Consider the following 24745-nt stretch of genomic DNA (forward strand, 5'->3'; position numbering starts at 1 on the left):
CTTAAAGCGGGATTTTTTATTTAAACTAACTTTCTCAAAGTCATTATAATTCCAGTATGAATTCCTTCGTGATAGTTATTGAAGTTTAAAGCATCATGTACATTTCGCAGTGTAAATCCCATACTGGTTGTATATTCATTATAATCAACAAAAAGACCGCTTTCGAAATCATTTTTGGTTTTCTCGAATGTTTCTGAAAGCAAGTTTCTTACTTCGTTTACTTCTTCTTGCGAAACATCTCCCTCTGGTTTTGTTCCTTTGCGGTATTTTGAAATAAATTCTTCGGTAACCATCGTAGGAAGACCTGACAATTTGTAAACTAAAGTTTGCTGCGCCGCAACACAATGCGCGATATTCCAAATAATATTATTATTAAATCCTTCCGGAATTTTGTTTAATTGTTCTAATGAATGGCTGTCTAAAATCTTTAACAGAATTTCTCTAATTGTTTTTTGTACTTCAAAAATTGGGTTCATAGTTTATTTTTTTTCTAAAATTAGTCATTTTTCAATTTCAAATGGATTTTCTTTGTAATCTAATTCAATTCAAAAATCATGGACAAAATATACTATTTGGCATCTTGTGATACCTGCAGAAAAATCATAAAAAGTCTTCCTGAAAACAATTTGGTTTTTCAAGACATCAGACAAGATCCGATTACGGAAGAACAACTGGAAGAAATGCACAAATTAGCAGGAAGTTATGAAGCGTTGTTCAGCAGAAAGGCGCAATTGTACAAATCAATGGGATTGAAAGACCAATCTTTGACTGAAGCTGATTTTAAAAAGTACATTTTAGAGCACTACACTTTTCTAAGCCGTCCGGTTTTTATTATTGATGGAAAAATTTACATCGGCAACAGCCAAAAAAATGTTGCTGAAGTTATTAAAGCTTTAGAAAAATAATTCCACTAAACATTCTCTTGGATTCTGATACGTTAGGGATAGTAGTTGAAATCCTTTTTTTGAGCTTTTTCTGCTCAAAAAAAGATTGGAACGAATAGCCCGACCGAAGGGAACGCCCAAAAAATCTTTCTAAATATTAGGCTCTAAGCAACTAGAAACTCTGACTGTAAAGTTTTTTAGTATCTTTGCGCCTTTATACTCAATTATATGATACAATCTATGACAGGGTTTGGCAAAGCTTCTTTGCAACTGCCTACAAAAAAGATTACAGTCGAAGTAAAATCCTTAAACAGTAAAGGTTTAGATTTAAACGTAAGAATGCCATCGGTTTACCGTGAAATGGAATTAGGCTTACGAACGCAAATCTCGACAAAACTTGAAAGAGGAAAAATTGATTTTGCCATTTATATTGAAAACACGGCTGAACAGACTTCAACAAAAGTAAATGTACCTGTTGTAAAGGCTTATATCGCGCAATTGAGAGAAGTTTATGCTGACGCAGATGAAACGGAATTAATGAAAATGGCCGTTCGTATGCCAGACACTTTAAAAACTGAACGCGAAGAAATTGACGAAAATGACTGGGAACAAATTCAGGTCATTATTAACGATGCGCTGCAGAACATTCTTAATTTCAGAAAAGACGAAGGACAATCTCTTGAAAAGGAATTCAACTTACGAATTGGAAATATCCGCCAATATATGAATGATACATTGGCACTTGATCCAGAACGCATTCAAGCTATTAAAGATCGTTTACAAACTGCGATTTCTGAATTACAGGTAAACGTTGACGAAAATCGATTTGAGCAGGAATTAATCTATTATTTAGAGAAATTAGATATCACAGAAGAAAAAGTTCGTTTAGGAAATCATTTGGATTATTTTCTTGAAACTTTAAACGGCTCTGAAGCTAACGGACGTAAACTTGGATTTATTACTCAAGAAATGGGACGCGAAATTAATACTATGGGTTCGAAATCGAATCACGCTCAAATGCAGAAATTGGTGGTGATGATGAAGGATGAATTGGAGAAGATTAAGGAACAGGTACTAAACGTCTTGTAATACCCCACATAAAATTAAAGCTCTAAGCATACTGCTAAAAGCCTAAAGCATACAATAATGAACAAAGGAAAACTAATTGTTTTTTCGGCACCTTCGGGATCGGGAAAAACAACTATCGTAAAACATTTATTAGGTCAGGAAGATTTAAATCTTGAATTTTCGATTTCGGCAGCATCACGTGCGCCACGTGGTGAAGAAATTCACGGAAAGGATTATTATTTCATTTCGTTGGAAGAATTCAAAAAACATATTAAAGCAGAAGATTTCCTGGAATGGGAAGAAGTGTACCGCGACAACTTTTACGGTACTTTAAAATCGGAAATTGAAAGAATCTGGGCTTTAGGAAAAAATGTCATTTTTGATATTGACGTAGTTGGCGGTCTTCGTATTAAACATAAATTTCCAGAAGAAACTTTAGCAGTTTTCGTAAAACCACCAAGTGTTGACGAATTAAAACGCAGATTAAAACAACGTTCTACAGAAAGTGAAGACAAAATCAATATGCGTATCGCAAAAGCTTCGGTTGAATTGGCTACAGCACCGCAATTTGATGTGATTATCAAAAATTATGATTTACCAGTTGCTCTAGAAGAAGCACATCAATTGGTAAAAGATTTCATAAGCAAGTAATTTTATTACACAGAGATTCTCAAAGAAAAAACGCAAAGATTCGCCAAGTTGAAATAAAACTTTGCGAATCTTTGTGTTATCTTAGCGCCTCTCTGCGAAACAATAAAAAATGAAAATAGGTCTTTATTTCGGCACATATAACCCAATTCATGTCGGTCATTTGATTATTGCCAATCACATGGCAGAATATGCCGGTTTAGATCAGATCTGGATGGTGGTTACGCCACATAATCCATTGAAGAAAAAATCAACGCTTTTAGACGATCATCAGCGACTGGAAATGGTTTTTCTGGCAACAGAAGATTATCCGAAGATAAAACCATCGGATATTGAGTTTAAATTACCTCAACCAAGCTATACGGTAATCACTCTCGCTCATTTACAGGAGAAATATCCAAACCATGAGTTTTCGTTAATTATGGGCGAAGACAATCTGAAAACGCTTCATAAATGGAAAAACTACGAGGTGATTCTTGAAAATCATGATATTTATGTTTATCCGAGAATTTCTGATGAACCCGAAAATGTGGAATTGAAATCACATCCAAAAATTCATGTGATTGATGCGCCAATTGTAGAGATTTCTTCGACTTTTATTCGAAATAATATTAAAGAAGGTAAAAATATTCAACCTCTACTTCCTCCAAAAGTCTGGGAATATATTGATCATAATAATTTTTATAAGAAGTAAAAAAATGAATTGCCTCCTGCTTTAGCTGGAGGTTTTTAATTTTCAGCAATAAATGGCTTTAGCAAATAATTCGATTTTGGCTAAAGCCAATTTAAAAACATCAATATTTACCTCTAGTTAAAACTGGAGGTAATTCATCACAAGATGATACACAATCTTGTCAGGAATGACAAACAGGGCGAAAAAACAAATCATAAAAAAGCCTGAATTTAAAATTCAGGCTTTACTATTTTATCAGAGATATTTCCTCAAACAGCGCCAGCGGCGCTAAATATTTATAGCAAAAAAACAGTGCATAATACAAAGCTCCAGCGGAGCGATATATCACCCCTACGGGGCTTTTTATTGTTGACACTTTATAAAATGCTATAAATATGTCGTCCCTCTGGGACTTATTGCAAATTAAGCTTCAATACTAACGTCGCTTTTTACTCTTGTTCTGATTTCACTTAGCGATTGATCAACTAAAAGTTTTCCGTCTCTGAAAACTTCCTTCAATTCGCCTTGTTTTTCTTCTTCCCAAGAAACATTATCTGTTAAATGATACTTCCCGTCGATTAGATCGATTTTCATTAATCCTTTAGCCGATTTTTTAGTTCCGTCATCTGTAATTGGATCTTTGAAGATGGCTCTTCCTTCTCCATTTACTTCTCCGTAAGTTGCTTTCATTGCAAAACCAAAAGTATCACGAGTGTTATATTGATAAGTAAAAGATCCAATTCCTAAAACCACGTTTGTAGAAGCAAAACCTTTCGCTTTTAATTTTTCACAGATTTGAGTTGCTCTTGCTACGGTAATACTATCTCCATAAATTGCTCCAATCTGAGGAACTAATTCTTTAAATCCTTTATCGTTTGTAGTTCCGCCAAAAACATCCCAAAGCAATTCGATCACACCTTTTCTTTCTTGTTCTGTTTTTCCGTCAGGATTACCACAGATTATTAAAATCGGATCACCGCTGTCAGGACGAATAACAACTTTACCTTCTCTAGAAACGATAGCGTCTTTTAATCTTGGAAGATAATCGGTTAAAACTTTCCACAAATCCCAAGTATCAGAAACGATAGAAACAATTCCTTTTGGATAAACTTCTGTAATTAATCTTTTAAAAGTTTCGTACTCGCCTTCTGTCGTTCCCATACACATTACAGAATGTTCTGTTGCGGCAACTGAACCTGCAACTAACTCCTGATCTGAATTGGCATTGTAATATTCTTCTAAGAAATCAATTGCTGGAATCGTATCTGATCCTGTAAAACTCAACAAATGTCCAGCTGCAGAAGTCAAAGCTGCTTCGATGCCGCCCATTCCTCTCATTGAGAAATCATGCGCCTGCCAGTCTACAAATTCTGGAACAGAAGAAGTTTCTGCTGCAAATTTATCCAATACTTTTCTATACTCTTTTGCAATTGTTGCTGAGTTACAAGGCAGCCAAACCACCGCAGAAAGTAACGTTTCGAAATAATTCGTCAGCCAGAAAAATTCTGGAATCGTATTGTACATCGTAAACATTGGCACTCTTAACGGAACGCTTGCTCCTTCTGGCAATGCTTTAAATACCATCGGAATATATCCAAGATCGTGTAAATCTTCGATATGTTTGATTCCAACTAAATTTTCGCCTAAATAATTATTGATTCTTCGGGCATATTTTTTAGTAACTTCTTGTTTCGGTTTTTTGAAGAAAGACTCTTCAAAATCATGAATGATATATTTTTTGATGAAATACTGCAATCCGAAAAAGATTACTTCATCAACTTCTTCTATACGAGATTTTCTTGGTGTCCAGTTAGAATATACTAATGTTGTTCCGTCTGGATATTGTCTTCTGTGGTCAACTTTGTAACCATCGGTTAATAATAGTGGGTTCATATATTTTATAGTATTATTTTATTTGATAAACGTTCTGCTAAATCTTTTATATCGTTTGTTCTTGCTAATTTGTCAATCCATTTCTTCGGAATATCATCAAGTCCAAAATAAATTCCTGCCAGTCCTCCTGCAATTGCCCCAGTTGTATCGGTGTCTCCGCCTAAGTTAACTGCTCTTAAAACTGTTTCTTCATATGAATCGGAATTCAGAAAACACCAAAAACTCGCTTCTAAGCTATGAAGCACATAACCCGAGGATTGAATTTCGCTTTCATCATACTTCGAGATATCATTATTCAAAATTTTATCAAATAACTGAATTTCGACTGGATTGAAGCTTTTATTCTCCAAGAACTTTGAAAGAACATTTTGCATGTCTTTATAAGCTTCGAATTTATCTTTATCTTTTAGAATTTCCAAACAAAAAACAATGTAAATAAAACAGGCAAACGCTGAGCGGAAATGCGCATGCGTTATGGATGAAACTGCTTTGACTTTCTTATAAATGATTTCAATATCTTTTTCTTTTTGAAGATAAAAAACCAAAGGCAAAATACGCATTAATGAACCATTTCCGTTATCCTCATCAAAAAAATTACCCGAAAATGCCGCCGATTCTCCTTTTACTACACGAAGTAAAGAATGTTTGGTGGTACCGCCAATATCAAATACTTTATGATGAGCCCCCCAATATCCTTCCAGCATCCACTTTACAAAAGTCTGAGCCATATCTTCAATATCAAAACCTCTGCATAAACTTTCGGCAGTGCAAAAAGCTAATGAACTATCATCACTAAATGTTCCAGGCGGCTGATTCCAGCACATAAATCCCATCATGTCTGTAACAGGATTTTGTTTTAAATATTCCCTTGTTTTAAATTCAACCGGAACTCCTAAAGCGTCACCAACGGCAACACCGTATAAACCAGATTTAATTGTGTTTTTCATTTGTTACTTGTTTCTTCCTTTTTCATCTGGATAAAATGTCTGCACTACATCGCTCTGCCAAAACTTTTTTGATTCGACATCCATACAAGAAAGTTTTCCGTAAAAACCTGCTCCTGTATCAATATTCCAGACATTGCAGCCTTGCATTGGAGTTTCTACATTGTAATGAATTGTTGGCGTGTGCCCGATATAAATTTCATTAAAAAGCAACAATCTCTTTGGGTATAAAAGTGAATCTTTTTTAATTCTTTTATCCATCGTCAAAGCCATTTCCCAAAGTGTTCTGTCCCAAGAAAAATTGCTTTGATAATGTTCTTTTTCTGGTCCGTGCATGGATGAGAATCCGGCGTGAATGAACAAATTGCTATTTTCATCGACGAAGTAATCTTTCATATTAATAAAGAAATCAAGATGTTTCTGCTTTCGCGAAAGATCCATATTCTGATAACTTTTTATGGTTGATTCGCCGCCGTGCATAAACCAGATTTCGTTTACGACACTATTCTGAAGCCATTCGTGACACCAGACATCGTGATTTCCTCTTATAAAAATACATTCTTGTTTTTGGGCTAAATCAATAAGAAAATCGATAACCTGTGCCGATTCGCTCCAGCCGTCTACATAATCGCCAAGGAAAATTAATCTGTCATTTTCAGATAAATCAATTTTCTCCAATAACTGAATCAAGGCTTTAAAACCTCCATGAATATCACCAAAAACAAGTGTTCTTTTCATTAATTAAATATCACTATTGAGTTTATACATAATGTCACTTCGCAAAACATATTTAATTCCCGAAATCAAAGCCGCGCCTTCATGACGCTGGCTGTGTTCAAAAATAAGTGCTGTTCCGGTTTTGGGTGTAATAATTTCACCCGAAGCAAATTTTGTTTCACCGCCTTCATACTTATCATTCAAATAAATCATAAATGTGTAATAACTAAATTCAGATTCATTTCGTTTAAAACTTCCGTCTCGGTGCATTTTAAAACGCTGACTTGGATTATATTTATAAAATCGGAACATTTCGTTTAAACCAACAGCTTTACTATTTTCTATTTCAGGTTTAACATAAGACTGCAATTTTTGCCATAATTGAGATGCATATTCAAGATCTTCAAATAAAATACGTTCGTTATTGCGAACCATTTTCATCATTTTTTGTGCACCGTCAACATTTACTCCTGCTTCTTCAAAACCTATCTGCTCGCTTTTTTCTATCAACTTATTACACTCATCAACCGTTAGAAAATTATCGATGGTATAAATTTCCATTTCTTCATTAATAATGTCTATCATGATTACACATTTATGGTTACTTAAATAGTTTTGTAAAGTCTTATTCGAAAGAAGATCTTTTGTTAGGATGCAAATTCGATATACTTTGCCGGAACCTCATCTGTCAGCCAGACATTGTTTTCAGATAAATAAAATTTATATCCGTCTCTGTGCATAGCGCCGCTTCTTACGGTTAAAATCTGCGGAATTCCTCTTCTGCTTCCCACTTTTGTCGCTGTTTCTTTGTCTTTACTCAAATGCACGTGCTGGCGGCTCATTTTTTTCAAACCTTCTTTTCGAATGTTTTCCATGAATTTGCCAACTGTTCCGTGATACAAATATTCCAAAGGTTCTGTTTCTTCCAGATTTAGCTCTACCGAAATAGAATGTCCCTGACTTGCACGGATTTTGGTTTTATCTTCATTATAAGCAAAACGTTTTTTATCGTTATTTTCTACAACGTAATCCAAAAGTTCGGTCGTCATCTTATTCAAACTTCCCTTTTTATTACATTTTATAATTAATTCTTCAACATCTGCCCAGCCGTTTTCGTCTAATTTTAATCCGATTTTTTCTGGTGAATGTCTGAGCACCAGACTTAAAAACTTGCTGACGCTCTTTGCTATATTTTCATTCATCTTATTTTTTTTCTACCAATGAAATGTTCCGATGGAACATGTTTGGATTTATAACTTGTCTAACTTTAATTTTTTATTCAATTCTTCATTCTTAAAAAGAAATGGTTTCTCTGCCGGAATGTTCAAATTTTCTAATTCTCTTTTCTGAACAAACTGATATTGTTCGGCTACGTAATTTGAAATGTCTTCAATCAACACTATATCTTCTTTTGCAAAAGATCTTGTAAATTCATTTCGTAAACCAATCTGAATGGCTCTTCTTTCTAATTTTCCTCCATAAGGATCGTGATCGGGATCCCATTGCAACCTCACCGAAGATGATTTTACCTGCGACTGCCATTCTTCGTTACTAATTCCTAAATCGGAACTATAAGATGAATAAACTGCGTTCTCAAGGTATTTTTCGAATGCATCTCTTTTCAGATGAATTGCCAAAACTACTTCCTGACCTTCTTTTGTTCCCCATCCGTTTCTGTACATCATCCAGAGAAAATTTGGTTTTATCCAAGTCATTCTATCCAAACTGAAAGCCCCGCCAAAAAACTGATTCTTTACGGCAAAATCACCTATTTCTTTTCGATATGACTGATACACTATTATTTTTTCATCGTCATACTGCGCCATTATATGATAACCTGATTTCGGCCATTCATTTAATTGCTCGTTATATCTTTTTAATTCTATTTTCATTTTTATTAGTACACCATATTTTTAATTGCGTTTAAAACAGTAAAGCATACTCTATGGTTTATGCTTTTATTGTTTAAAAATCTTTAATGATGACTCCTATTTTTTCTTTCTGTTTTCAAATTTGATGAAAATCTTTCGCATAAATCATCAATGTCATTTTTTCTTGCTAATACCTCAATCCATTTTTGAGGAATGGCATCAAATCCGTAATACAGTCCTGCTAATCCGCCAGCAATTGCCCCAGTTGTATCGGTGTCTTCACCTAAATTCACTGCTTTTAAAACCGTTCCTTCGTAAGTATTGAAATTTAGAAAACACCAAAAACTCGCTTGCAAACTGTCCAAAACATATCCTGAAGAATGAATATTAGTTTCTGGATATTTTGAGATATCATTTCTTAAAATTCTATCAAACAGATTAATTTCTTCAGGATTAAAATTTTTATTCTCTAAAAACTTAGAAACAACATCCTGCATTTTTTTGTACGATTTGATTTTATCTTTCTGTTTCAAAATTTCTAAACAATAAACAACATAAATAAAACAAGCAAATACAGATCTAAAATGCGCATGCGTAATTGAAGATACTTCTTTTACTTTTTTGAAAATAACCTCTACATCCGTTTCATGTTGAAGGTGAAAAACCAAAGGCAGAATTCTCATTAAAGATCCATTTCCGTTATCACTTTCAGAAACACCACCGCATAAATCTGGCTCATATCCTTTTGCTATATTATGAATGGCATGGCGGGTTGCAATTCCGATATCAAAAACTTTTCCGTGCGGAGTCCATAAATCTCCACTAAACCATTTGACAAAATTCTTAGCAATATCATTCAAATCATAACCTGAACATAAACTTTCTGCCAGACAAAAAGCTAGTGAACTATCGTCGCTCCAGGTTCCGACTGGCTGATGATGAGTTCCAAAACCCAACATTTCTGTAACTGGGTTTTTCGTTAAATAATCTCTAGATTCAAATTCTACTGGAACTCCCAGAGCATCTCCAATTGCAAGACCAAACAAACCCGATTTTACTTCGTATTCAAAATCACCATCTATTATGTCATTATAAATTTTGAAATTTTCATCATCAAAACAAACAAAAATAATTTTATCAATTTGCTCTTTATTTTCAAATCGATCAACAATATCCAATGCAATTTCTGCTGCTAACTTTTTTGGAAATTTATAAATCCCTGTACTTATGTTTGGAAAAGCAATTGTTTTAACATCATTTCGTACTGCCAATTCTAAAGTACTCAAATAACAGTTTTGCAATAATTCTACTTCCAAACTTTTTCCATTCTTCCAAAAAGGCCCAACCGTATGAATAACATATTTTGAAGGAAGATTTCCCGCTGTTGTTATGACAGCCTCACCTGTTTTACAACCTCCTTGCTTGTTACGGATTTGAATACATTCGTCTAAAATTGCTTTTCCTCCTTTTCGATGAATCGCTCCATCAACACCACCGCCTCCAAGCAAAGAAGTATTCGCCGCATTTACAATTGCATCAGCTTTTATTTGTGTTATATCGCCTTTAATGATTTCTATAATCATTTTCTAAAACTATCGAGTTTGTCCTTAAGTCCTTTGTTTTCGCTTACCAAAGAACGATCTGTGAAGTAAACATTTACGATTTGAATACCATCAACTATATTAAAATTAAATTCATTCAAATCTTCTGACGGAATCCAAAGTTCATTATGGTTTTTATCGCCGACATTCTGAATTTCATACTTTTTCAAAAAATCTGAGTTAACTTCAAAAGCAGTTACAATTCCAATAAATCCCGAAAACTCATCAACAGTATTCCATTCAAAGGCAATCTGTTCTGCGTATTGCTGATTCGTTACTGGATAAAAAATAGGCTGCCATTCTAATCTTGGCGGAAATGCATTGTAATCCAACTCCGCGATTAATTCCATTTCTTTTAATCCAACAGGGCGATATAATTTTGTTGTTTCCATAATTCATTTATCTCAATTCATCTCGAACTTCCATCAAAGCAAAACCTAATAAATTTATCCTTTCCATTTTTCAGGATTTAAAGCGTCTTTGTGATCTCCTGCCATCCCTATTCCCCAGATTGGATCTACCGGACTTGCTTCGACAATAACTCGATTGTATGTATTAACTAAAAATTCTTTTAAGTCTTGATTTTGACTGAACTTATGATAGTTTCCTTGCTTTACAATTTGAAATCGGTTTTCTAACCAGATTTTGTCATCATAATTTCTAACTTTTCTGCCTAATTTCTTAGCTTCGGCTGGAGAATTACACTTTATGATTTTTTCTAAAATTTCCTGATCTTTGAATAATTCTGCTTTCTTAGCCATCATCCAGTGTTCAGCTGTTTTGTAAGTAACATTTTCTACTTCAAAAGAACTTAACCACCATTGGCTGAAACAGGTTTTGGTAATCGTACCGTCATTACTTGGCTGATGTCCCCAGAAAAATAAAAATTTACTTTCTGGAGCTATAGTATCTATATTGTATTTCATTTTTTCTATTTATTGGTATAAAGAAGTTATGTTTTTGAAATCTTTTGAATCTGGTGAAAATGATCCGTAGATTTCATTGAATGTTGTTGTGAGATTTTCGAACTCATAATCCTGCTCCAGCTGATCCATACAGGTTACAACCAAATTTCGTTTTACCATTGGGCTGTATGCTGCATCGAGTTTTAGAGCGTAATTCAACAAATTATAATCGAGAGATCCAAAACGTAAATGTTTTTGGTACTCGTTAAAAACACAGGTTTCTTCTCCGTTGTTTTTTAATTTAATTTCTCCTTCATTCGCCATCCAACCGTGTCCGTGTCGGGTTGAATAACTTCGGGTTACGTAATAAATGGCTACCTCTTCAATCTTTAGTTTATTGCATATTTCAATCGCATTTTTTGAAGTGGTATTGGCATACGTTACATTCGGAAAAACACCGTGATCCATGTCGAGTAGAATTCCCTGACTTCCTTCAAAAATTAGATTTTCGTATTTTGAAAGAAAACTGTAATCGACAATATTCCATTTTATTTTATCGATTGCTTCCAGATATTGCTGGACTGCTTCGTCTAATTCACTTTCATTTAAAAAACCATAGTAATAAGCAATCTGATTTAGTTTTTCTAAAAGCATTTCGCGAGGCGCAATCAAATCGATGGCAAACAATTTGTACGGACCTTCGTTTCTTTTCATCGTTGAACCAATGCCTTTTCCACAGGTTCCGTTTTCGATGTTTCGCACATTTCCTCTGTTGTGCCAGACATCAAAAGGAGTTGTAACTTTTGCTAGAGGATGAATATACAAATCCAGATTAGCATTTTTTTCTTTTAATTCTTCTCTTTCGTTATAAAGAAAAAGCGGATGAATCGTGCAATGCTCGCTGTAATAAGACGAAAGTCCGCGAAGTGCACCGCTTGCAAAACTCGAATGCACATGTTTTCTATCATCGATCATAACCGTGTGTGCGGCTTGTTGTCCTCCCGAAAAGCGAATAACTATAGATTCAGGGTTTTGTTTTGCCAGAAAATCTGTTGTTATGCCTTTTCCTTCATCTCCAAATCCTAAACCTATAACTATTTTCGCTGTTTTCATTTTTGTTGTTATTTTAATCTCGCAAAGTCGCTAAATCGCAAAGTTTTTATTTAAAACAATCCAATTAAAAATCTTTGCGCCTCTGCGACTTTGCGAGCAAATTTCATTGCTGAGACAAAAAAACTTCATGCTCTAATCTCGCTAAGTCGCTAATTTTAAAGCATTTCTATATTATCTAAACCTGTACTTATTGTATCAGAAGCTGGTATCGTTCCTAACCCAGAACTTTTATGTTTATCACAGATGATCTTTTTGATTACGTTTGGAATTTCCCTGTGATCTTCGATAGATAAACAATTTTGTCCCAATAATTCTTTCCATTCTACATCGGCATTGATCGCTTGTCCTGAATGCAACACACTAATGTGATATACATCGTATCTTTTTTGCGCTTCTGCTAATAATTCAAGATGTGTATAAGTCTGTTGTCCCTGCCCCATAATTTCTTTAATTGCTGAAGCTGGAAGTGTTTTCAAACCTGGTTCATCACCCACTGTAAACAACAATCCTTTTTGACCTCTTTTTTCGAAAGCATCGGTTTTGGTATGAAATGCTGCGAAATACCAGGCTAAAAGATAACTTTCGCCTGCATTTCCTCCACCTCCGCCTTCGATGTACGTTCTTGTTAACCACATGTCCAATTCTTCGTCACCAGATTCAAACTGTCCCACTTGAAGCGGAAATCTGTCGCATTCGTGATCTCCTATTCCTAAGAATAAAAGTGCTGGATCTGGAACACCTCCCTGAATAATGCCACCCATTAATTTAGGTAATCCTTCCTTAATCAACTCGTGTGGAATATGTCCCATACTTCCCGTAACGTCCAATCCTAAAATAATCGGAACTGTATTTGGATGAACATCAGAATCTCTTGCTTCTCTAAAAAGCACTCCGTTTGGATTCATAGATTCATGAGCCACATGTAATGCGTTTTGTGTAAATATTTCTGCAGCTGATTTGCTGGCATAACCTACTTTTTTTGCTCTGCTTTCGCGAGCTCCGAAATCATATCTTGTACCTCCCATAACTAAAATGTTTTACCAAATAAATATTCAAATCTCTTTTTTGTAACTTCAAACTGGATGTTTAAATTTCTGATCGTCAGCGAAAGTTCCATGTCTTTCTGAACGAAAGCTTCTGGCTGAAAATCGGCAAATGTCAAACTATTTCTATCCAGCGGACTAATGTCAATCAATCCTTCTTGTTCTCTTTCGAGTCTTTTGATTTTTAATTCGATATCTTCGACTCTTCTTCTGTAAATTAATTCAGAATCTTCACCAATTGTTTTGGCTCTGTCTTCTCTAATCTGATCATTGTTTCTTCTTAAAGACTCAATAAATCTTGGTTTTAAATCGTCGCTCATTGTTTTTTGGTTGTTTTAATTTTGTTTCAGGTTTTTCTTGTTTCAAGTTTCAGGTTTACACTGAACTTGAAATTTGGTTTTTACCTGAAACGGTTAATAGATTTTTTTTCAGATTCTCAAAATCAACTTGAAACTTTTTAATCTTATTCAAACTTCTCCGTTAATTTAAGATCTAAATTGATAAGGAAATCTTTTCCATAACTGCCGTTTTCTAATTCATCGTATAAAAAACTTGGCAGTGTTTTTTCACAATTTTCTTTCTGACTTAATATCGCCATACACAACGCTGCAACAGTATCTGTATCTCCGCCAAAATCAATTCCTTTTTTCAAACAATCTTTCATAGAATCGGCTTCAGAAACGATTTTGATAACAGCCTGCGTGGTAAAATAACCGTGCATATCGATTGGGGATGTTACTTTATAGATTTCTTTTTCTTTTAAAGTATCGTTTATAAAATCGATTAACGAACTTTTATCTCCTAGTTGATATTTGTAAAAATGAACCGCTAAAGCAATTCTTTTAGCACAACTGATACCTTCTGCCGTATTGTGAGATGTTTTGGCCTGAATCTCACAGAAATCAAGTATTTGAGGAATATCTTTCAGCAATCCGATTGAGTATGCGCGCATCGCAGATCCGTTACCGCTGCTTCTGTTATCGATTATTTTTAAAAAATCACTTCCGTTTTTGCTGGCATCTAATGCATTGTAAACGCGGTCGGAATAACCTCTTCTTTTATCTCTGTGAAAAACTTCTACAAACTTATCGGCTACTTTTACTTCATTCCAATTATCATCTTCTAATAAAAGTTCGGCGATTGCAATGGCCATTTGTGTATCATCTGTATATCTTTTGTAGATTTCAGTATACATTCCGTGTTTATGATATTGGGTTAAATCATTGTTTTTAATGATATAATCTAACCCCTGAAATTCAAATCCTGCACCGTATGCATCTCCTATTGCGGCTTCTAGTATCATTTTTTGGCTTTTATTTTTTGTTTCAAGTTTCAGGTTTCAAGTTTCAAGTTGTCATGATGAACTTAAAATTGGTTTTTAAACTTGGAACGGTTAATAGTTCTTTTTTATTTCAGGTTTTCTTTGTTTCAAGTTTCAAGTTCTCTGAAATAACATGAAACCTGAAACTTGAAACTATAAAAAAGCTTCTTCAAAAATCTTAAAATTTGGTTTTTTATCAGAACCACTGTATATAGCAAAAACTATTTTTTTGAAAGCGCCAGTATATTTTTCTGCAATAATTTCTTTAAATAGAAGTGCTACATCTTTGGGTTCGTTTCTAAAAACACCACAGCCCCAAGCTCCCAAAATCAATGTTTCAATATTTTGTTTCGCAGCAATTGCTAATACTTTATCCATTCTTGCTTTGAAAACTTTTTCTGTCGCAGCAATTTCTTCTGTTCTGTCATGCTGTATCATCGCTCCTTTGTTTGGCGCTGGTGCTGTAATCACATCTACAACAAATGGTTTTTCAAAATAATTTCCATTATCATCATTCCAAAACAAAACATTCGGACTGTAAATCATGTAATCTGAATATAAAAACGAAGACTGATTTCTATTAAAATCATACATTGTATTGTCTTTAATCTGCGTTTCATAAAGATTGGATGATCTTGCCAGACTTTCTTCCTGAGCCGAAGCACCGCCTAGAAATCCGCCTCCTGGATTTTTCGCTGAAGCGAAATTCAAAACTCCAATTTTGCCATTTTCCTCTTCAACAACAGCTTCAATTGTCGAACAGTTTTTTGTTACAAATGCTGTTTCAAACTTATTTTCAATCGGCATTTTTAAGATTGCATCCCAATCGTTTGGTGCAATGGTGAACGTATTTTTTTTAGATTCTTCGAGCTCTCGCTCTATGACTATCTTTTTTCCTTTGTACTCATAAAAACCATTTTTAATGATTTCTAAGGTTTTATTTGCTATTTCTACTCTATAATTTTTATTCATAATTCTAATTTTACAACCCCGACGTTTTCTCCTTCAAAATCTTTAAAAGAGTTGGTTGTAAAAATTCCGTCGAAGCAATTTAAAACTTCAAAACCTTTATTGAAAATCCCGTGGCTTACTGCTAAGTATAATTTTCCGGCGTTTTTCTTTTTTAGTTCTTCCGCTAATCCTACGAAGGTCCCTCCTCCGTCACAGATATCGTCTACAATTAAACAATCCATTCCTTCCAAATCATCATTGTAAACTTTAAAACCAGATAGTTTTCCCGTTTTTACATCACGGCTTTTACTACATTCTACAACCTCAACACCACCTAAAAACTCAGATACTTTGTAGATTTTCTTTAAAGCACCTCCGTCTGGAGAAATCAATTTTACATCACTGCCAATTCTATTGATAACTTCTTTAATAAAAGTGTAGTTCGGAATTACTGTACTGTTATTTAAAAGCGCTGGAGTCACTTCAGAATGCGCATCAAAAACATAAACTTTATTCAACTGCATGGCGTTGATAATGTCAGCATACACTTTTACAGACAACGGTTCTCCCGGAATCATAACACGATCTTGTCTTGCAGCCGGAAAATACGGAATAAACAATTCGATCATTTTTACATCCATTCTGCGAAGCGCATCAACTGTTACGCACAATAATCCTAAATCGTTGAATGAATTCAATCTATGTGTAATAGTTACTTTTCTGTTTGGATCAAAATCTGGAACAATTTTGATGTGCGGTTCTCCTCCAGAGAAAGTAAAACTTTGAAATTTGATTTCTTCCTGATTTTGAAAAGGAGCGAATTTTGGGTCGAGATTTAGTATCATAGTTTTTAGGTTTGCGTTAATTATACGCAAATGTAGAAATTAATTTTAGATAAACAATTTATTTTGTGTAAAAATTACGCAAACTTTATTTCGAAGTGAAAGCCTTCTTTAGCTAATTCATTATATTTCAATTTATTAAAGCAAAATAATTTAGCTGGACGACCTGTTTTTATTGGAGAATAATTTTCTGTTTCTTCAACAATTCCGAAACTGAGTATTTTTTTTCGGAAGTTTCTGCGTTCGATTTCTTTCTCTAAAATAGTGCAATAAAGGTTTTCGAGTTCCGAAAAAAGGAATTCTTTTGGAAGCAGATCAAAACCAATAGGCTCATAAGTAAGCTTTGCTTTTAGGCGTTCAACTGCTTGTTTGAGAATTATATTATGATCGAATGCCAATTTTGGAACTTCATTTATTTTAAACCATTGTACTTTTTCGGCATCCGAATCGGCTTTGATTTCTAATTTCGAAGGATCGACTAAAGCAAAATACGCCACAGAAACAACGCGGTTTCTCGGATCTCTTTCGACATTATCTCCAAACGTAAACAGCTGTTCAAAATAATCAACATCAACATTGGTTTCTTCTTTCAGCTCTCGTTTTACAGCATCTTTTAAAGGTTCATCATTTTTTACTAATCCACCAGGCAAAGCCCAATAAGAGTTAGCAGAACCGAATTTTTGCTGAATTAAAAGTACATACAGCTGACTGTTTTGATATCCAAAAACAATAGCGTCAACCGCAACTCTAATATTTTGCAGATTTTCCATAATCTTAATACTTATATGATTGGCCACGATTTTCACTAGTTTTTTCTTTAGAATATCTAAAATTAATTCGTAAAAATTTAGTGCAATTAGTGGCTAAAAATTCTATAATCTATTACCAAAAAACAATTTCAGCTCTTTCTCTATTACATCAAAAATTGATTTGACATTATTGTTTTTTGGCGCTAGCAAATACACAAATTCTTCTGGAACGTGAAAACTGTTCCATACCAGCTGTAGTTTATTTTCTTTAATGTAATTTCTCGCGTTACAATTCCACGTTACCGCCACACCTTCATTTTTAGCTAAAAGCCGAAGCATTTCAGATTCAGAAGGAATAATATAATTAGGAACCATCGACGGTCTTTTTTTATTAAAAGCATGGAGCCAGAATAATTTGATATGCGGAATACGCGCATCATGGCTGTACCATTTTTGTTCGTTGAGCCACTTTTCTATTTCGGTATAATTATCTGCTTTTAATCTTTGGCGGAATTCTGTTATATCTAAATTTGCTGGCGCAACCATAATCAGTTTAATTTTGCCGACGATTTCGTAAGTAGTATCAAAAGTGTCAAACCTTTTGGTGGTAATAGCAAAATCCAGTTTTTTAGCATCGACCAATGCAAAAAGTTCGTCGTTTTCTGCAAATGTAAAATCGATTAAATCGAATTTTGAAATCAAGAGATTTCCAACGCAGTCAAAAAGATGTTTGGAGATTCCGACAGAAATCAATCGGTTCGCATCTTCTGCCTTTGCCCGAAAACCTGTTTCTACGCTTTCAAGACGATCAAGCGCATCTATTATCAAATTATTCAGTAACTTAGCGTACTCGGTTGGTTCTACTCCTTTAGATTTTCGATTGAATAACTTATTCCCAACGTGAGCTTCGAGCATTGATATCTGCTGACTGACGGCAGGCTGACTCATAAACAGCTCTTTTGCAGCGACCGAAAAATTACCATTTTTATAAACCGCCTTAAATGTTCTGTACCATTCTAGATTTACCATGATATAAATTTGTTTATAACAAACATAGTTTATTTTATTTTTACTGATATCACATAAGCTGTAAATTTGTTCAAAATTTAATCTTATGAAGAAAATAGCATTACTCGCAATAATTGCATTTACAGCCGTAAGCACTTCGGCTTTGGCTCAAAAATCAAATAAAAAAGGAATGAAAAAAGTATTATTTGTTGTAACCAGCAACGATAAACTGGGCAACACAGGAGAAAAAACAGGATTTTGGTCAGAAGAATTTGCTGCACCTTATTATGAATTATTAGATCAAGGCGTTGAAATTACAATTGCATCTCCACTTGGAGGACAACCGCCAATTGATCCGAAAAGTGCTGATCCTGCATCGGCAACTGAAGACACCAAACGTTTTGACGCTGATAAAGTTTTACAGGAAAAATTAAAAAACACTTTAAAACTTTCAACAGTTAACCAAAAAGATTATGATGCTGTTTTTTATCCAGGAGGTCACGGTCCGCTTTGGGATTTAGTTGAAGATAGAAGTTCAATTGCTTTAATCGAATCGTTTTACACACACAACAAACCCGTTGCTTTTGTTTGTCACGCTCCAGCAGTTTTGAAAAACGTAAAAGTAAAAGGTGAATATTTAGTGAAAGGCAAAAAAATAACTGGTTTTACTAATGACGAAGAAGAAGCGGTTGGCTTAACGAAAGTAGTTCCGTTTTTGTTAGAAGACGCTTTAGCATCAAACGGAGGAGTTTTCTCTAAAGGACCAAACTGGGCGCCTTACGCAGTAGAAGACGGACTTTTAATTACAGGTCAAAATCCAGCATCATCTAAATTGGTAGCTGGAAAATTATTGAAAAAATTGAATTAATTAATAATGTAGGAACAAAGGTTCAAAGCCACAAAGATAAGAAAGCTTTGAGCCTTTGTAACTTTGTTCCTATGTACCTATGTACCTAAATAAAAAAAATCATGCTCAACTTTGAATTATACAATCCGACGAATTTAATCTTCGGAAAAGGACAAATTGAAAAACTTTCGACTTTAGTTCCAAAAAATGCTAAAATATTATTGGCTTACGGCGGCGGAAGTATCTTTAAAAACGGAATTTACGATCAGGTATTAATGCTTTAAAAGGTTTTGATATTGTGGAATTTGGCGGTATCGAACCAAATCCAAGATTTGAAACTTTAATGAAAGCTGTTGATGTTATTAAAGCAGAAAAAATCGATTTTATTCTGGCTGTCGGCGGCGGATCTGTAATTGATGGTGTGAAATTTATTTCGGGAGCCGTTAATTTTGACGGAAATCCAATCGATATTTTGCAGAAACGTATTTTGATTAAAGAAAATGCAATGCCTTTTGGAACTGTTTTGACACTTCCGGCAACAGGAAGCGAAATGAATTCTGGATACGTTGTAACGATTGAAGCGACTCAGGAAAAATTATCTTCTGGCGGAAGCGCTTTATTTCCTCAATTCTCAATTTGCGACCCGACAGTTATTGCTTCTTTACCAAAAAGACAAATCGAAAATGGTGTTGTAGATGCTTATACACACGTTATGGAGCAGTATTTAACGTATCCTCACGATGCGTTTTTGCAAGATAGAATTGCCGAAGGTATTCTACAGACTTTAATTGAAGTTGGCCCAGGAATTGTGCAAAATCCAACCGATTATACTTTGGCTTCCAACTTTATGTGGAGCTGTACAATGGCTTTAAACGGATTGATTCAAAAAGGCGTTCCAAGCGATTGGGCTACGCATATGATTGGTCACGAATTAACAGCACTTTACGAAATTGACCACGCTAGAACTTTGGCGATTATCGGACCAAGTTTGTATACGGTAATGTTTGAAACTAAAAAAGGAAAACTGGCACAATACGGAAGAAGAATTTTCAACCTAACCGGTTCTGATGACGAAGTTGCAAAAGAAGCGATCAACAAAACAGTTGAGTTTTTCCATACAATGGGAATGGATACGAAACTTTCGCAATACACAGAAGATTATTCAAAAACTGCTGATTTTATTGTAAATCGTTTCGAAGAAAGAAATTGGAGAGGTCTTGGCGAAAAGCAATTGGTAACTTTAGATAAAGTAAAAGCTATTGTTGAACTTTCTTATTAATGAAATTACAATTTGAAAATTCCAAATTCCGACTATATTCTGAGATTGGGATTTGAGAAAAAATTAGAATTTTTATAAAAAAAAGGCGTTCATACTACTATAGAACGCCTTTTTAATAATACTAAAACAAAACTAACTAACTGAGTTTTTGTCAACATTAAAATTTTTTAATGTACAAAATCAATAACGTAAGGGGAAAATATTTATTGTGTGAAGTGCGAAAAAAATTTCATTTTTTTTGAAACTCTTGAAACTCATTGTAATTAAAGGACTTTTTAAAAATTCTTAAATGAGGTTTTGCTTTATTAGCACATTATTAAGTACTTTTGTTTTAAATTATTAAAATAATGAGCGAAAATTTAAAATTTGCAGTGATTGGTGGAGGAAGCTGGGCAACGGCAATTGCAAAAATGTTATGTGTAAATCTTTCCGAAATTTCGTGGTACATGCGTAATGATGCTGCAATCGAGCACATTCAGAAATACAAACACAATCCAAACTATTTGAGTTCTGTTGAATTTGACATTAACAAACTTAAATTAACTAATAATATTAATGAAGCAGTAGCTTATGCAGATTACATCATTTTTGCGATTCCGTCTGCGTTTTTAGATGCTGAACTTAAAAATCTAACTGTTTCTTTAGCGGATAAAATTATTTTTTCTGCGATCAAAGGAATTGTTCCAGAAACGAGTTTAATCGTTGGCGAACATTTTCACATTCAATACGACATTCCATACTACAATATCGGGGTTATTACAGGACCTTGTCACGCCGAAGAGGTTGCGTTAGAAAGACTTTCTTATTTAACAATTGCCTGCGGCGATCCAGAAAAAGCTTCTATCGTGGCAAAAACACTTTCTGGAAATTATATCAAAGCCAAAATTTCAGATGATATTATCGGTACAGAATATGCGGCCATGTTGAAAAACATCTACTCTATCGCTGCCGGAATTGCACACGGATTAGGTTATGGTGACAACTTTCAATCCGTTCTGATGAGTAACGCTATTCGTGAAATGAAAAAATTCATCAGAAAAGTGCATAAAATGAAACGTAACATTAATGATTCGGCTTATCTGGGCGATTTATTGGTTACGGGATATTCAGTTTTCTCGAGAAACAGAATGTTCGGAAATATGATTGGAAAAGGCTATACCGTAAAAAGTGCGATGATGGAAATGAGCATGGTGGCCGAAGGTTATTATGCAACAAAAAGTGCTTATAAACTAAATCAAGGTTACGGTGCCAAAACGCCAATTATCGATGCGGTTTATGCTGTTTTATACGATGGAAAAGATGCTAAATCTGTCTTTAGAAAATTAACAGAATCTTTGGATTAAGATTTTTTAAGAGAATAGAATAAAGAAAAATAGAGAAAAGAGTCGGAGTTATTTCCGGCTCTTTTTTTGTTTAAAGTTCATTTTAAATTGATCATTCATAAAAAAACAAATGATTTAACGAGAAATATTTTACTTCAAAATACATCAAACCTACATCTTGTGAAAAAAAAGTTAATATTCTAATCTTACAAAATAGCAAAAAAGCCATTTGATTGTTTTTCAACACCATAGACTCTTGTTTTTAAAAGTTATTAGCTATCGTTTTCTCACAAATCAGCACACACAATATACTACAAACTCCTTATTTCTTATTGCTTGACAAAGAATTATTGATAGATTTGCATCGCTATTTTTATTCGTTCTAATTAAAAACAGATGCGTTTTATTCTAATTTTCTTCTTGTTTACACAAATCGTTTTATCCCAAAAAGTAATTTCTGGTAAAGTTTTATCAAAAGAAACTTCTACTGCCTTACCTAGCGTTTTTGTCCGAGATACGAAAACCGAAAATTGGACGATTACAGATAAAGATGGAAATTTTACAATCACACTTCCTTATTTTCAAGATATTGAACTTAACTTTTCTATTCTTGGAAAAAAAGACATTAATCAAACCTTAAAAAACGGGCAAAATACCATAACAGTTTATTTAGAAGACAATACGCTTCATCTTAAAGAAGTAATGGTCACGGCGAATAAAGAGCGTAAATATTCTGAATTAACGCTAGGAACAAATGCTATAAATAATGTCCAAGCATTTACCCTTGATGATGTTTTGCAACAGCTTCCAGGACAGACAACGACAAGTTTTAATTTGAATTCTTATAAAAATATTGTCTTCAGAACAGCAAATCCTTCAAAAATTAAAGCCTTTGGAACTTCATTTGTTATTAATGATATTCCGATTTCAAACAATGAAAATATGCAGGCTTTAAATCCCAATGTACCTACTTTAGCCGGCAGTGATTATGGAGTTAACACAGTTCCTTTTAATAATCCAAATGCAGGTGTCGACCTTAGGGAAATTTCAACCAATAACATTGAAGAAATAAAAGTTATTCAAGGGATTCCTTCTGCAAAATATGGTGATTTAACTTCTGGATTAGTTCTAATAACAACTAAAGTCGGAAACAGTCCGTACCGAGTTTCTGCTTCTATAAGAGATGCCACAAGTGAATTGAACTTAACAAAAGGAGTAAAATTAAATTCAAATAACTCGATGAATTTAGGGATCAATTTCCTAGATTCTAAAGCAGATGCAAGAGATAATATATTGAGTTATAAACGTATTGGCGGAAGTTTAGCATGGAAAACTACCGATAAACTTTCTAAAGTAAAAAACACGGTGAATCTATCTCTAAGATACAATCTTGATGATTCAAAATTTGACCCTGACGATATCACGGCTGACGTTGTAAAAAATGAAAAACAAGGTGTTTCTATCTCTAATAATTTTATGTGGAAGCCTTCTAATCTATGGCTTGACGGTATCAATTTAAATAGTGGTTTCTCTTATGACAAGCAGTTTTCTAGAAGAGATAGATGGATAAATCGATCTTTAACTGCTGCAACTGATAGTAAAGAAGAAGGAATTCATGAGGCAATTGTTCTTCCATCGCAATATAACAGTATAAGTACCGTAGAAGGTATTCCGATTTCAACTTATGTGAATCTCGAAACTACAAAAACAATTACCAATAAAGCCAATTGGATTCATAGTCTGGCATTTGGACTATCAGGAAGATCTAGTTCAAACAAAGGAGAAGGAAGAAAAAGCAGTGCAACAGGATTAATAAATTTCTATGTTCTTGCGCAAGAAGGCGACAGCAAACTTGGTTATAGAGATTATGATTTTAACAGAACTCGAACTGAAAACCAATTTTCTGCTTATCTGGAAGATAAAGTTTATAAAAAATTTGAGGAAGATAAAATTCTAAATATTGATTATGGAATACGATATGAAAATCAATCGGGAAATATGTCGTTTCAACCGCGTATTAATTCCTCATATTCCTTAAACAAAACTTTTAGAATTCGAGGCGGATTTGGATTGTCATCTAAAGCTCCTTCACTTAATCAATTGTACACTGGAGATCGTTACTTAGACCGATTATTAGGGAACGGAATTTATGTAAATCCAGGAGTTTACCAAAAAGCATGGATTTTGACTGTAGTAAGTTCTGGCGATAACCTGAATTTAAAACCTTCTAAATCGTACAAAACAGAAGGCGGTATAGATATAGATTTTCCTTTTGCCAATATAAACCTAACGGGATATTACAACAAACTCACTAATGGATTTAGCGGACAACAGGTGGCTGTCACTAAAGAAATTCCTAAAGTAAATGTAATAACAAACGGAGCAGAAATTCCAACTTATGAGGTTGTTGGAACAGAAAATTTGTATTATCTAACAAACAGCATTCAAAACAATTCTAATTCGGAAGATATGGGGCTGGAAACCATAATAAATTTCCGCAAAATCAAGGCTCTCAACCTTGATGTTAGTATGAATGCTTCTTATGTAAAAACTAAAGATGAGAATAAAAATGTAATTTATTACGCTTCCACAAGCTTGCTGTCGGCAGAAAGGTATGGAGTATATCCTTCAATGCCCATAACAAACGAGAATTTCACTACGAGCTTCAATTTCAGTTATCATATTCCGAAAGCCGGTCTATTATTGTCCTTGAGAACCGATCATATTCTATTACGCACTTCTTATATTGCTACAAGTGATTATCCAAATGGTTATTTGGATACTGAATTAGTTTATCATGAAATTCCAGAAGCAGACCGTACAGACATGCAAAAATACGGACACATTCTTCGAGTTATAAATAGTTCGCAAACTAAGCTTGATCACGTGCTTCATAATTTCCATCTGCGTCTTTCTAAAGATTTCTTAAATGGCTTTAGTGTTTCTTTTTATGCTACCAATTTTTTAAATCTAAAACCTTATTACGAAAAAAACAACATAAAGTCCGCGTATGACATAGCCCGTTTCTCGTTTGGAACCCGAATTAATTATCAATTTTAAATCTAT

The 24745-nt window shown here is 34.1% G+C and carries 24 protein-coding genes and 2 pseudogenes; 8 read left to right on the forward strand and 18 right to left on the reverse strand.

What is annotated here, in order from left to right:
* Positions 1-20: 20 nt before the first annotated feature.
* A complete protein-coding gene (locus ACFSC2_RS01285; RefSeq protein ID WP_379817441.1) occupies positions 21-476 on the reverse strand; it encodes a DinB family protein in 456 nt (151 codons plus the stop codon).
* 78 nt (positions 477-554) lie between these two features.
* Between ACFSC2_RS01285 and ACFSC2_RS01290 the strand changes: the two genes are divergently transcribed.
* From ACFSC2_RS01290 to nadD, 4 genes are all read left to right on the forward strand, one after another.
* The gene (locus tag ACFSC2_RS01290; protein ID WP_379817442.1) at positions 555-905 is read left to right on the forward strand and encodes an arsenate reductase family protein; all 351 of its coding nucleotides are present in this window, start codon (positions 555-557) and stop codon (positions 903-905) included.
* A gap of 207 nt (positions 906-1112) precedes the next feature.
* Positions 1113-1973, forward strand: coding sequence for a YicC/YloC family endoribonuclease (locus ACFSC2_RS01295; protein ID WP_379817443.1), 861 nt, complete (start codon positions 1113-1115; stop codon positions 1971-1973).
* A 57-nt stretch (positions 1974-2030) separates the two neighbouring features.
* Positions 2031-2603 (forward strand): guanylate kinase, encoded by a 573-nt coding sequence (gene gmk / locus ACFSC2_RS01300; protein WP_379817444.1) that lies wholly within the window; start codon positions 2031-2033, stop codon positions 2601-2603.
* A 109-nt stretch (positions 2604-2712) separates the two neighbouring features.
* Complete coding sequence (nadD, locus tag ACFSC2_RS01305) at positions 2713-3294, forward strand: nicotinate (nicotinamide) nucleotide adenylyltransferase (RefSeq protein ID WP_379817445.1); 582 nt, start codon at positions 2713-2715, stop codon at positions 3292-3294.
* A 402-nt stretch (positions 3295-3696) separates the two neighbouring features.
* On the opposite strand, the gene ACFSC2_RS01310 is transcribed toward nadD, so the two are convergent.
* The 17 genes and pseudogenes from ACFSC2_RS01310 to ACFSC2_RS01390 all read right to left on the reverse strand — a co-directional run bounded on the left by ACFSC2_RS01310 (position 3697) and on the right by ACFSC2_RS01390 (position 18252).
* The gene (locus ACFSC2_RS01310; RefSeq protein WP_379817446.1) at positions 3697-5166 is read right to left on the reverse strand and encodes a nicotinate phosphoribosyltransferase; all 1470 of its coding nucleotides are present in this window, start codon (positions 5164-5166) and stop codon (positions 3697-3699) included.
* Positions 5167-5171: 5 nt separating this feature from the next.
* A complete protein-coding gene (locus ACFSC2_RS01315) occupies positions 5172-6113 on the reverse strand; it encodes an ADP-ribosylglycohydrolase family protein (protein WP_379817447.1) in 942 nt (313 codons plus the stop codon).
* Between the two features lie 3 nt (positions 6114-6116).
* Positions 6117-6848: a metallophosphoesterase family protein gene (locus ACFSC2_RS01320; protein ID WP_379817448.1), complete on the reverse strand. Its 732-nt coding sequence runs from the start codon at positions 6846-6848 to the stop codon at positions 6117-6119.
* A gap of 3 nt (positions 6849-6851) precedes the next feature.
* A complete protein-coding gene (locus tag ACFSC2_RS01325; RefSeq protein WP_379817449.1) occupies positions 6852-7412 on the reverse strand; it encodes a 2OG-Fe(II) oxygenase in 561 nt (186 codons plus the stop codon).
* A gap of 62 nt (positions 7413-7474) precedes the next feature.
* On the reverse strand, positions 7475-8029 hold the full coding sequence (locus tag ACFSC2_RS01330) for an RNA 2'-phosphotransferase (RefSeq protein ID WP_379817450.1): 555 nt from the start codon (positions 8027-8029) through the stop codon (positions 7475-7477).
* 48 nt (positions 8030-8077) lie between these two features.
* The gene (locus ACFSC2_RS01335) at positions 8078-8719 is read right to left on the reverse strand and encodes a DUF4291 domain-containing protein (protein WP_379817451.1); all 642 of its coding nucleotides are present in this window, start codon (positions 8717-8719) and stop codon (positions 8078-8080) included.
* An 83-nt stretch (positions 8720-8802) separates the two neighbouring features.
* A complete protein-coding gene (locus ACFSC2_RS01340) occupies positions 8803-10281 on the reverse strand; it encodes an O-acetyl-ADP-ribose deacetylase (protein WP_379817452.1) in 1479 nt (492 codons plus the stop codon).
* Positions 10278-10691, reverse strand: a complete 414-nt coding sequence (locus ACFSC2_RS01345; RefSeq protein ID WP_379817453.1) for an ADP-ribosylation/crystallin J1 — start codon at positions 10689-10691, stop codon at positions 10278-10280. The genes ACFSC2_RS01340 and ACFSC2_RS01345 overlap by 4 nt, the downstream gene beginning before the upstream one ends.
* A gap of 7 nt (positions 10692-10698) precedes the next feature.
* Positions 10699-11225 (reverse strand): annotated as a pseudogene (locus ACFSC2_RS01350) (NADAR family protein).
* Positions 11226-11234: 9 nt separating this feature from the next.
* Positions 11235-12317 carry an adenylosuccinate synthetase gene (locus tag ACFSC2_RS01355; protein WP_379817454.1) on the reverse strand — a complete coding sequence of 361 codons (1083 nt, stop codon included), beginning with the start codon at positions 12315-12317 and terminating at the stop codon, positions 11235-11237.
* A gap of 155 nt (positions 12318-12472) precedes the next feature.
* Positions 12473-13342, reverse strand: a complete 870-nt coding sequence (locus ACFSC2_RS01360; RefSeq protein WP_379817455.1) for a hypothetical protein — start codon at positions 13340-13342, stop codon at positions 12473-12475.
* A 2-nt stretch (positions 13343-13344) separates the two neighbouring features.
* Positions 13345-13680: a hypothetical protein gene (locus tag ACFSC2_RS01365; protein WP_379817456.1), complete on the reverse strand. Its 336-nt coding sequence runs from the start codon at positions 13678-13680 to the stop codon at positions 13345-13347.
* A gap of 143 nt (positions 13681-13823) precedes the next feature.
* Complete coding sequence (locus ACFSC2_RS01370) at positions 13824-14663, reverse strand: ADP-ribosylglycohydrolase family protein (protein WP_379817457.1); 840 nt, start codon at positions 14661-14663, stop codon at positions 13824-13826.
* Positions 14664-14834: 171 nt separating this feature from the next.
* The gene (locus ACFSC2_RS01375) at positions 14835-15653 is read right to left on the reverse strand and encodes a TIGR02452 family protein (protein ID WP_379817458.1); all 819 of its coding nucleotides are present in this window, start codon (positions 15651-15653) and stop codon (positions 14835-14837) included.
* On the reverse strand, positions 15650-16477 hold the full coding sequence (gene prs / locus ACFSC2_RS01380; RefSeq protein WP_379817459.1) for a ribose-phosphate diphosphokinase: 828 nt from the start codon (positions 16475-16477) through the stop codon (positions 15650-15652). Before prs ends, ACFSC2_RS01375 begins: the two co-directional genes overlap by 4 nt.
* A gap of 74 nt (positions 16478-16551) precedes the next feature.
* Complete coding sequence (locus tag ACFSC2_RS01385) at positions 16552-17244, reverse strand: NUDIX hydrolase (protein ID WP_379817460.1); 693 nt, start codon at positions 17242-17244, stop codon at positions 16552-16554.
* A gap of 102 nt (positions 17245-17346) precedes the next feature.
* Positions 17347-18252: a LysR family transcriptional regulator gene (locus ACFSC2_RS01390; protein ID WP_379817461.1), complete on the reverse strand. Its 906-nt coding sequence runs from the start codon at positions 18250-18252 to the stop codon at positions 17347-17349.
* 85 nt (positions 18253-18337) lie between these two features.
* On the opposite strand from ACFSC2_RS01390, the gene ACFSC2_RS01395 reads away from it, so the two are divergent.
* The 4 genes and pseudogenes from ACFSC2_RS01395 (at position 18338) to ACFSC2_RS01410 (ending at position 24739) form a co-directional block, all read left to right on the forward strand.
* Entirely contained in the window at positions 18338-19099 is a 762-nt protein-coding gene (locus ACFSC2_RS01395; protein ID WP_379817463.1) for a type 1 glutamine amidotransferase domain-containing protein, read from the forward strand.
* Between the two features lie 101 nt (positions 19100-19200).
* Positions 19201-20357, forward strand: a pseudogene (locus ACFSC2_RS01400) (iron-containing alcohol dehydrogenase).
* Positions 20358-20704: 347 nt separating this feature from the next.
* The gene (locus ACFSC2_RS01405; protein WP_379817465.1) at positions 20705-21700 is read left to right on the forward strand and encodes an NAD(P)H-dependent glycerol-3-phosphate dehydrogenase; all 996 of its coding nucleotides are present in this window, start codon (positions 20705-20707) and stop codon (positions 21698-21700) included.
* A 375-nt stretch (positions 21701-22075) separates the two neighbouring features.
* Positions 22076-24739 (forward strand): TonB-dependent receptor, encoded by a 2664-nt coding sequence (locus ACFSC2_RS01410; RefSeq protein ID WP_379817466.1) that lies wholly within the window; start codon positions 22076-22078, stop codon positions 24737-24739.
* The last annotated feature ends 6 nt before the right edge of the window (positions 24740-24745 follow it).

The sequence above is a fragment of the Flavobacterium artemisiae genome, assembly GCF_042678225.1.
Lineage (GTDB): Bacteria > Bacteroidota > Bacteroidia > Flavobacteriales > Flavobacteriaceae > Flavobacterium > Flavobacterium artemisiae.

Coding starts and splice junctions, on each gene's coding strand:
- ACFSC2_RS01285 (WP_379817441.1), bottom strand. CDS start 476: ATGAACCCAATTTTTGAAGTACAAAAAACAATTAGAGAAATTCTGTTA.
- ACFSC2_RS01290 (WP_379817442.1), top strand. CDS start 555: ATGGACAAAATATACTATTTGGCATCTTGTGATACCTGCAGAAAAATC.
- ACFSC2_RS01295 (WP_379817443.1), top strand. CDS start 1,113: ATGATACAATCTATGACAGGGTTTGGCAAAGCTTCTTTGCAACTGCCT.
- gmk (WP_379817444.1), top strand. CDS start 2,031: ATGAACAAAGGAAAACTAATTGTTTTTTCGGCACCTTCGGGATCGGGA.
- nadD (WP_379817445.1), top strand. CDS start 2,713: ATGAAAATAGGTCTTTATTTCGGCACATATAACCCAATTCATGTCGGT.
- ACFSC2_RS01310 (WP_379817446.1), bottom strand. CDS start 5,166: ATGAACCCACTATTATTAACCGATGGTTACAAAGTTGACCACAGAAGA.
- ACFSC2_RS01315 (WP_379817447.1), bottom strand. CDS start 6,113: ATGAAAAACACAATTAAATCTGGTTTATACGGTGTTGCCGTTGGTGAC.
- ACFSC2_RS01320 (WP_379817448.1), bottom strand. CDS start 6,848: ATGAAAAGAACACTTGTTTTTGGTGATATTCATGGAGGTTTTAAAGCC.
- ACFSC2_RS01325 (WP_379817449.1), bottom strand. CDS start 7,412: ATGATAGACATTATTAATGAAGAAATGGAAATTTATACCATCGATAAT.
- ACFSC2_RS01330 (WP_379817450.1), bottom strand. CDS start 8,029: ATGAATGAAAATATAGCAAAGAGCGTCAGCAAGTTTTTAAGTCTGGTG.
- ACFSC2_RS01335 (WP_379817451.1), bottom strand. CDS start 8,719: ATGAAAATAGAATTAAAAAGATATAACGAGCAATTAAATGAATGGCCG.
- ACFSC2_RS01340 (WP_379817452.1), bottom strand. CDS start 10,281: ATGATTATAGAAATCATTAAAGGCGATATAACACAAATAAAAGCTGAT.
- ACFSC2_RS01345 (WP_379817453.1), bottom strand. CDS start 10,691: ATGGAAACAACAAAATTATATCGCCCTGTTGGATTAAAAGAAATGGAA.
- ACFSC2_RS01355 (WP_379817454.1), bottom strand. CDS start 12,317: ATGAAAACAGCGAAAATAGTTATAGGTTTAGGATTTGGAGATGAAGGA.
- ACFSC2_RS01360 (WP_379817455.1), bottom strand. CDS start 13,342: ATGGGAGGTACAAGATATGATTTCGGAGCTCGCGAAAGCAGAGCAAAA.
- ACFSC2_RS01365 (WP_379817456.1), bottom strand. CDS start 13,680: ATGAGCGACGATTTAAAACCAAGATTTATTGAGTCTTTAAGAAGAAAC.
- ACFSC2_RS01370 (WP_379817457.1), bottom strand. CDS start 14,663: ATGATACTAGAAGCCGCAATAGGAGATGCATACGGTGCAGGATTTGAA.
- ACFSC2_RS01375 (WP_379817458.1), bottom strand. CDS start 15,653: ATGAATAAAAATTATAGAGTAGAAATAGCAAATAAAACCTTAGAAATC.
- prs (WP_379817459.1), bottom strand. CDS start 16,477: ATGATACTAAATCTCGACCCAAAATTCGCTCCTTTTCAAAATCAGGAA.
- ACFSC2_RS01385 (WP_379817460.1), bottom strand. CDS start 17,244: ATGGAAAATCTGCAAAATATTAGAGTTGCGGTTGACGCTATTGTTTTT.
- ACFSC2_RS01390 (WP_379817461.1), bottom strand. CDS start 18,252: ATGGTAAATCTAGAATGGTACAGAACATTTAAGGCGGTTTATAAAAAT.
- ACFSC2_RS01395 (WP_379817463.1), top strand. CDS start 18,338: ATGAAGAAAATAGCATTACTCGCAATAATTGCATTTACAGCCGTAAGC.
- ACFSC2_RS01405 (WP_379817465.1), top strand. CDS start 20,705: ATGAGCGAAAATTTAAAATTTGCAGTGATTGGTGGAGGAAGCTGGGCA.
- ACFSC2_RS01410 (WP_379817466.1), top strand. CDS start 22,076: ATGCGTTTTATTCTAATTTTCTTCTTGTTTACACAAATCGTTTTATCC.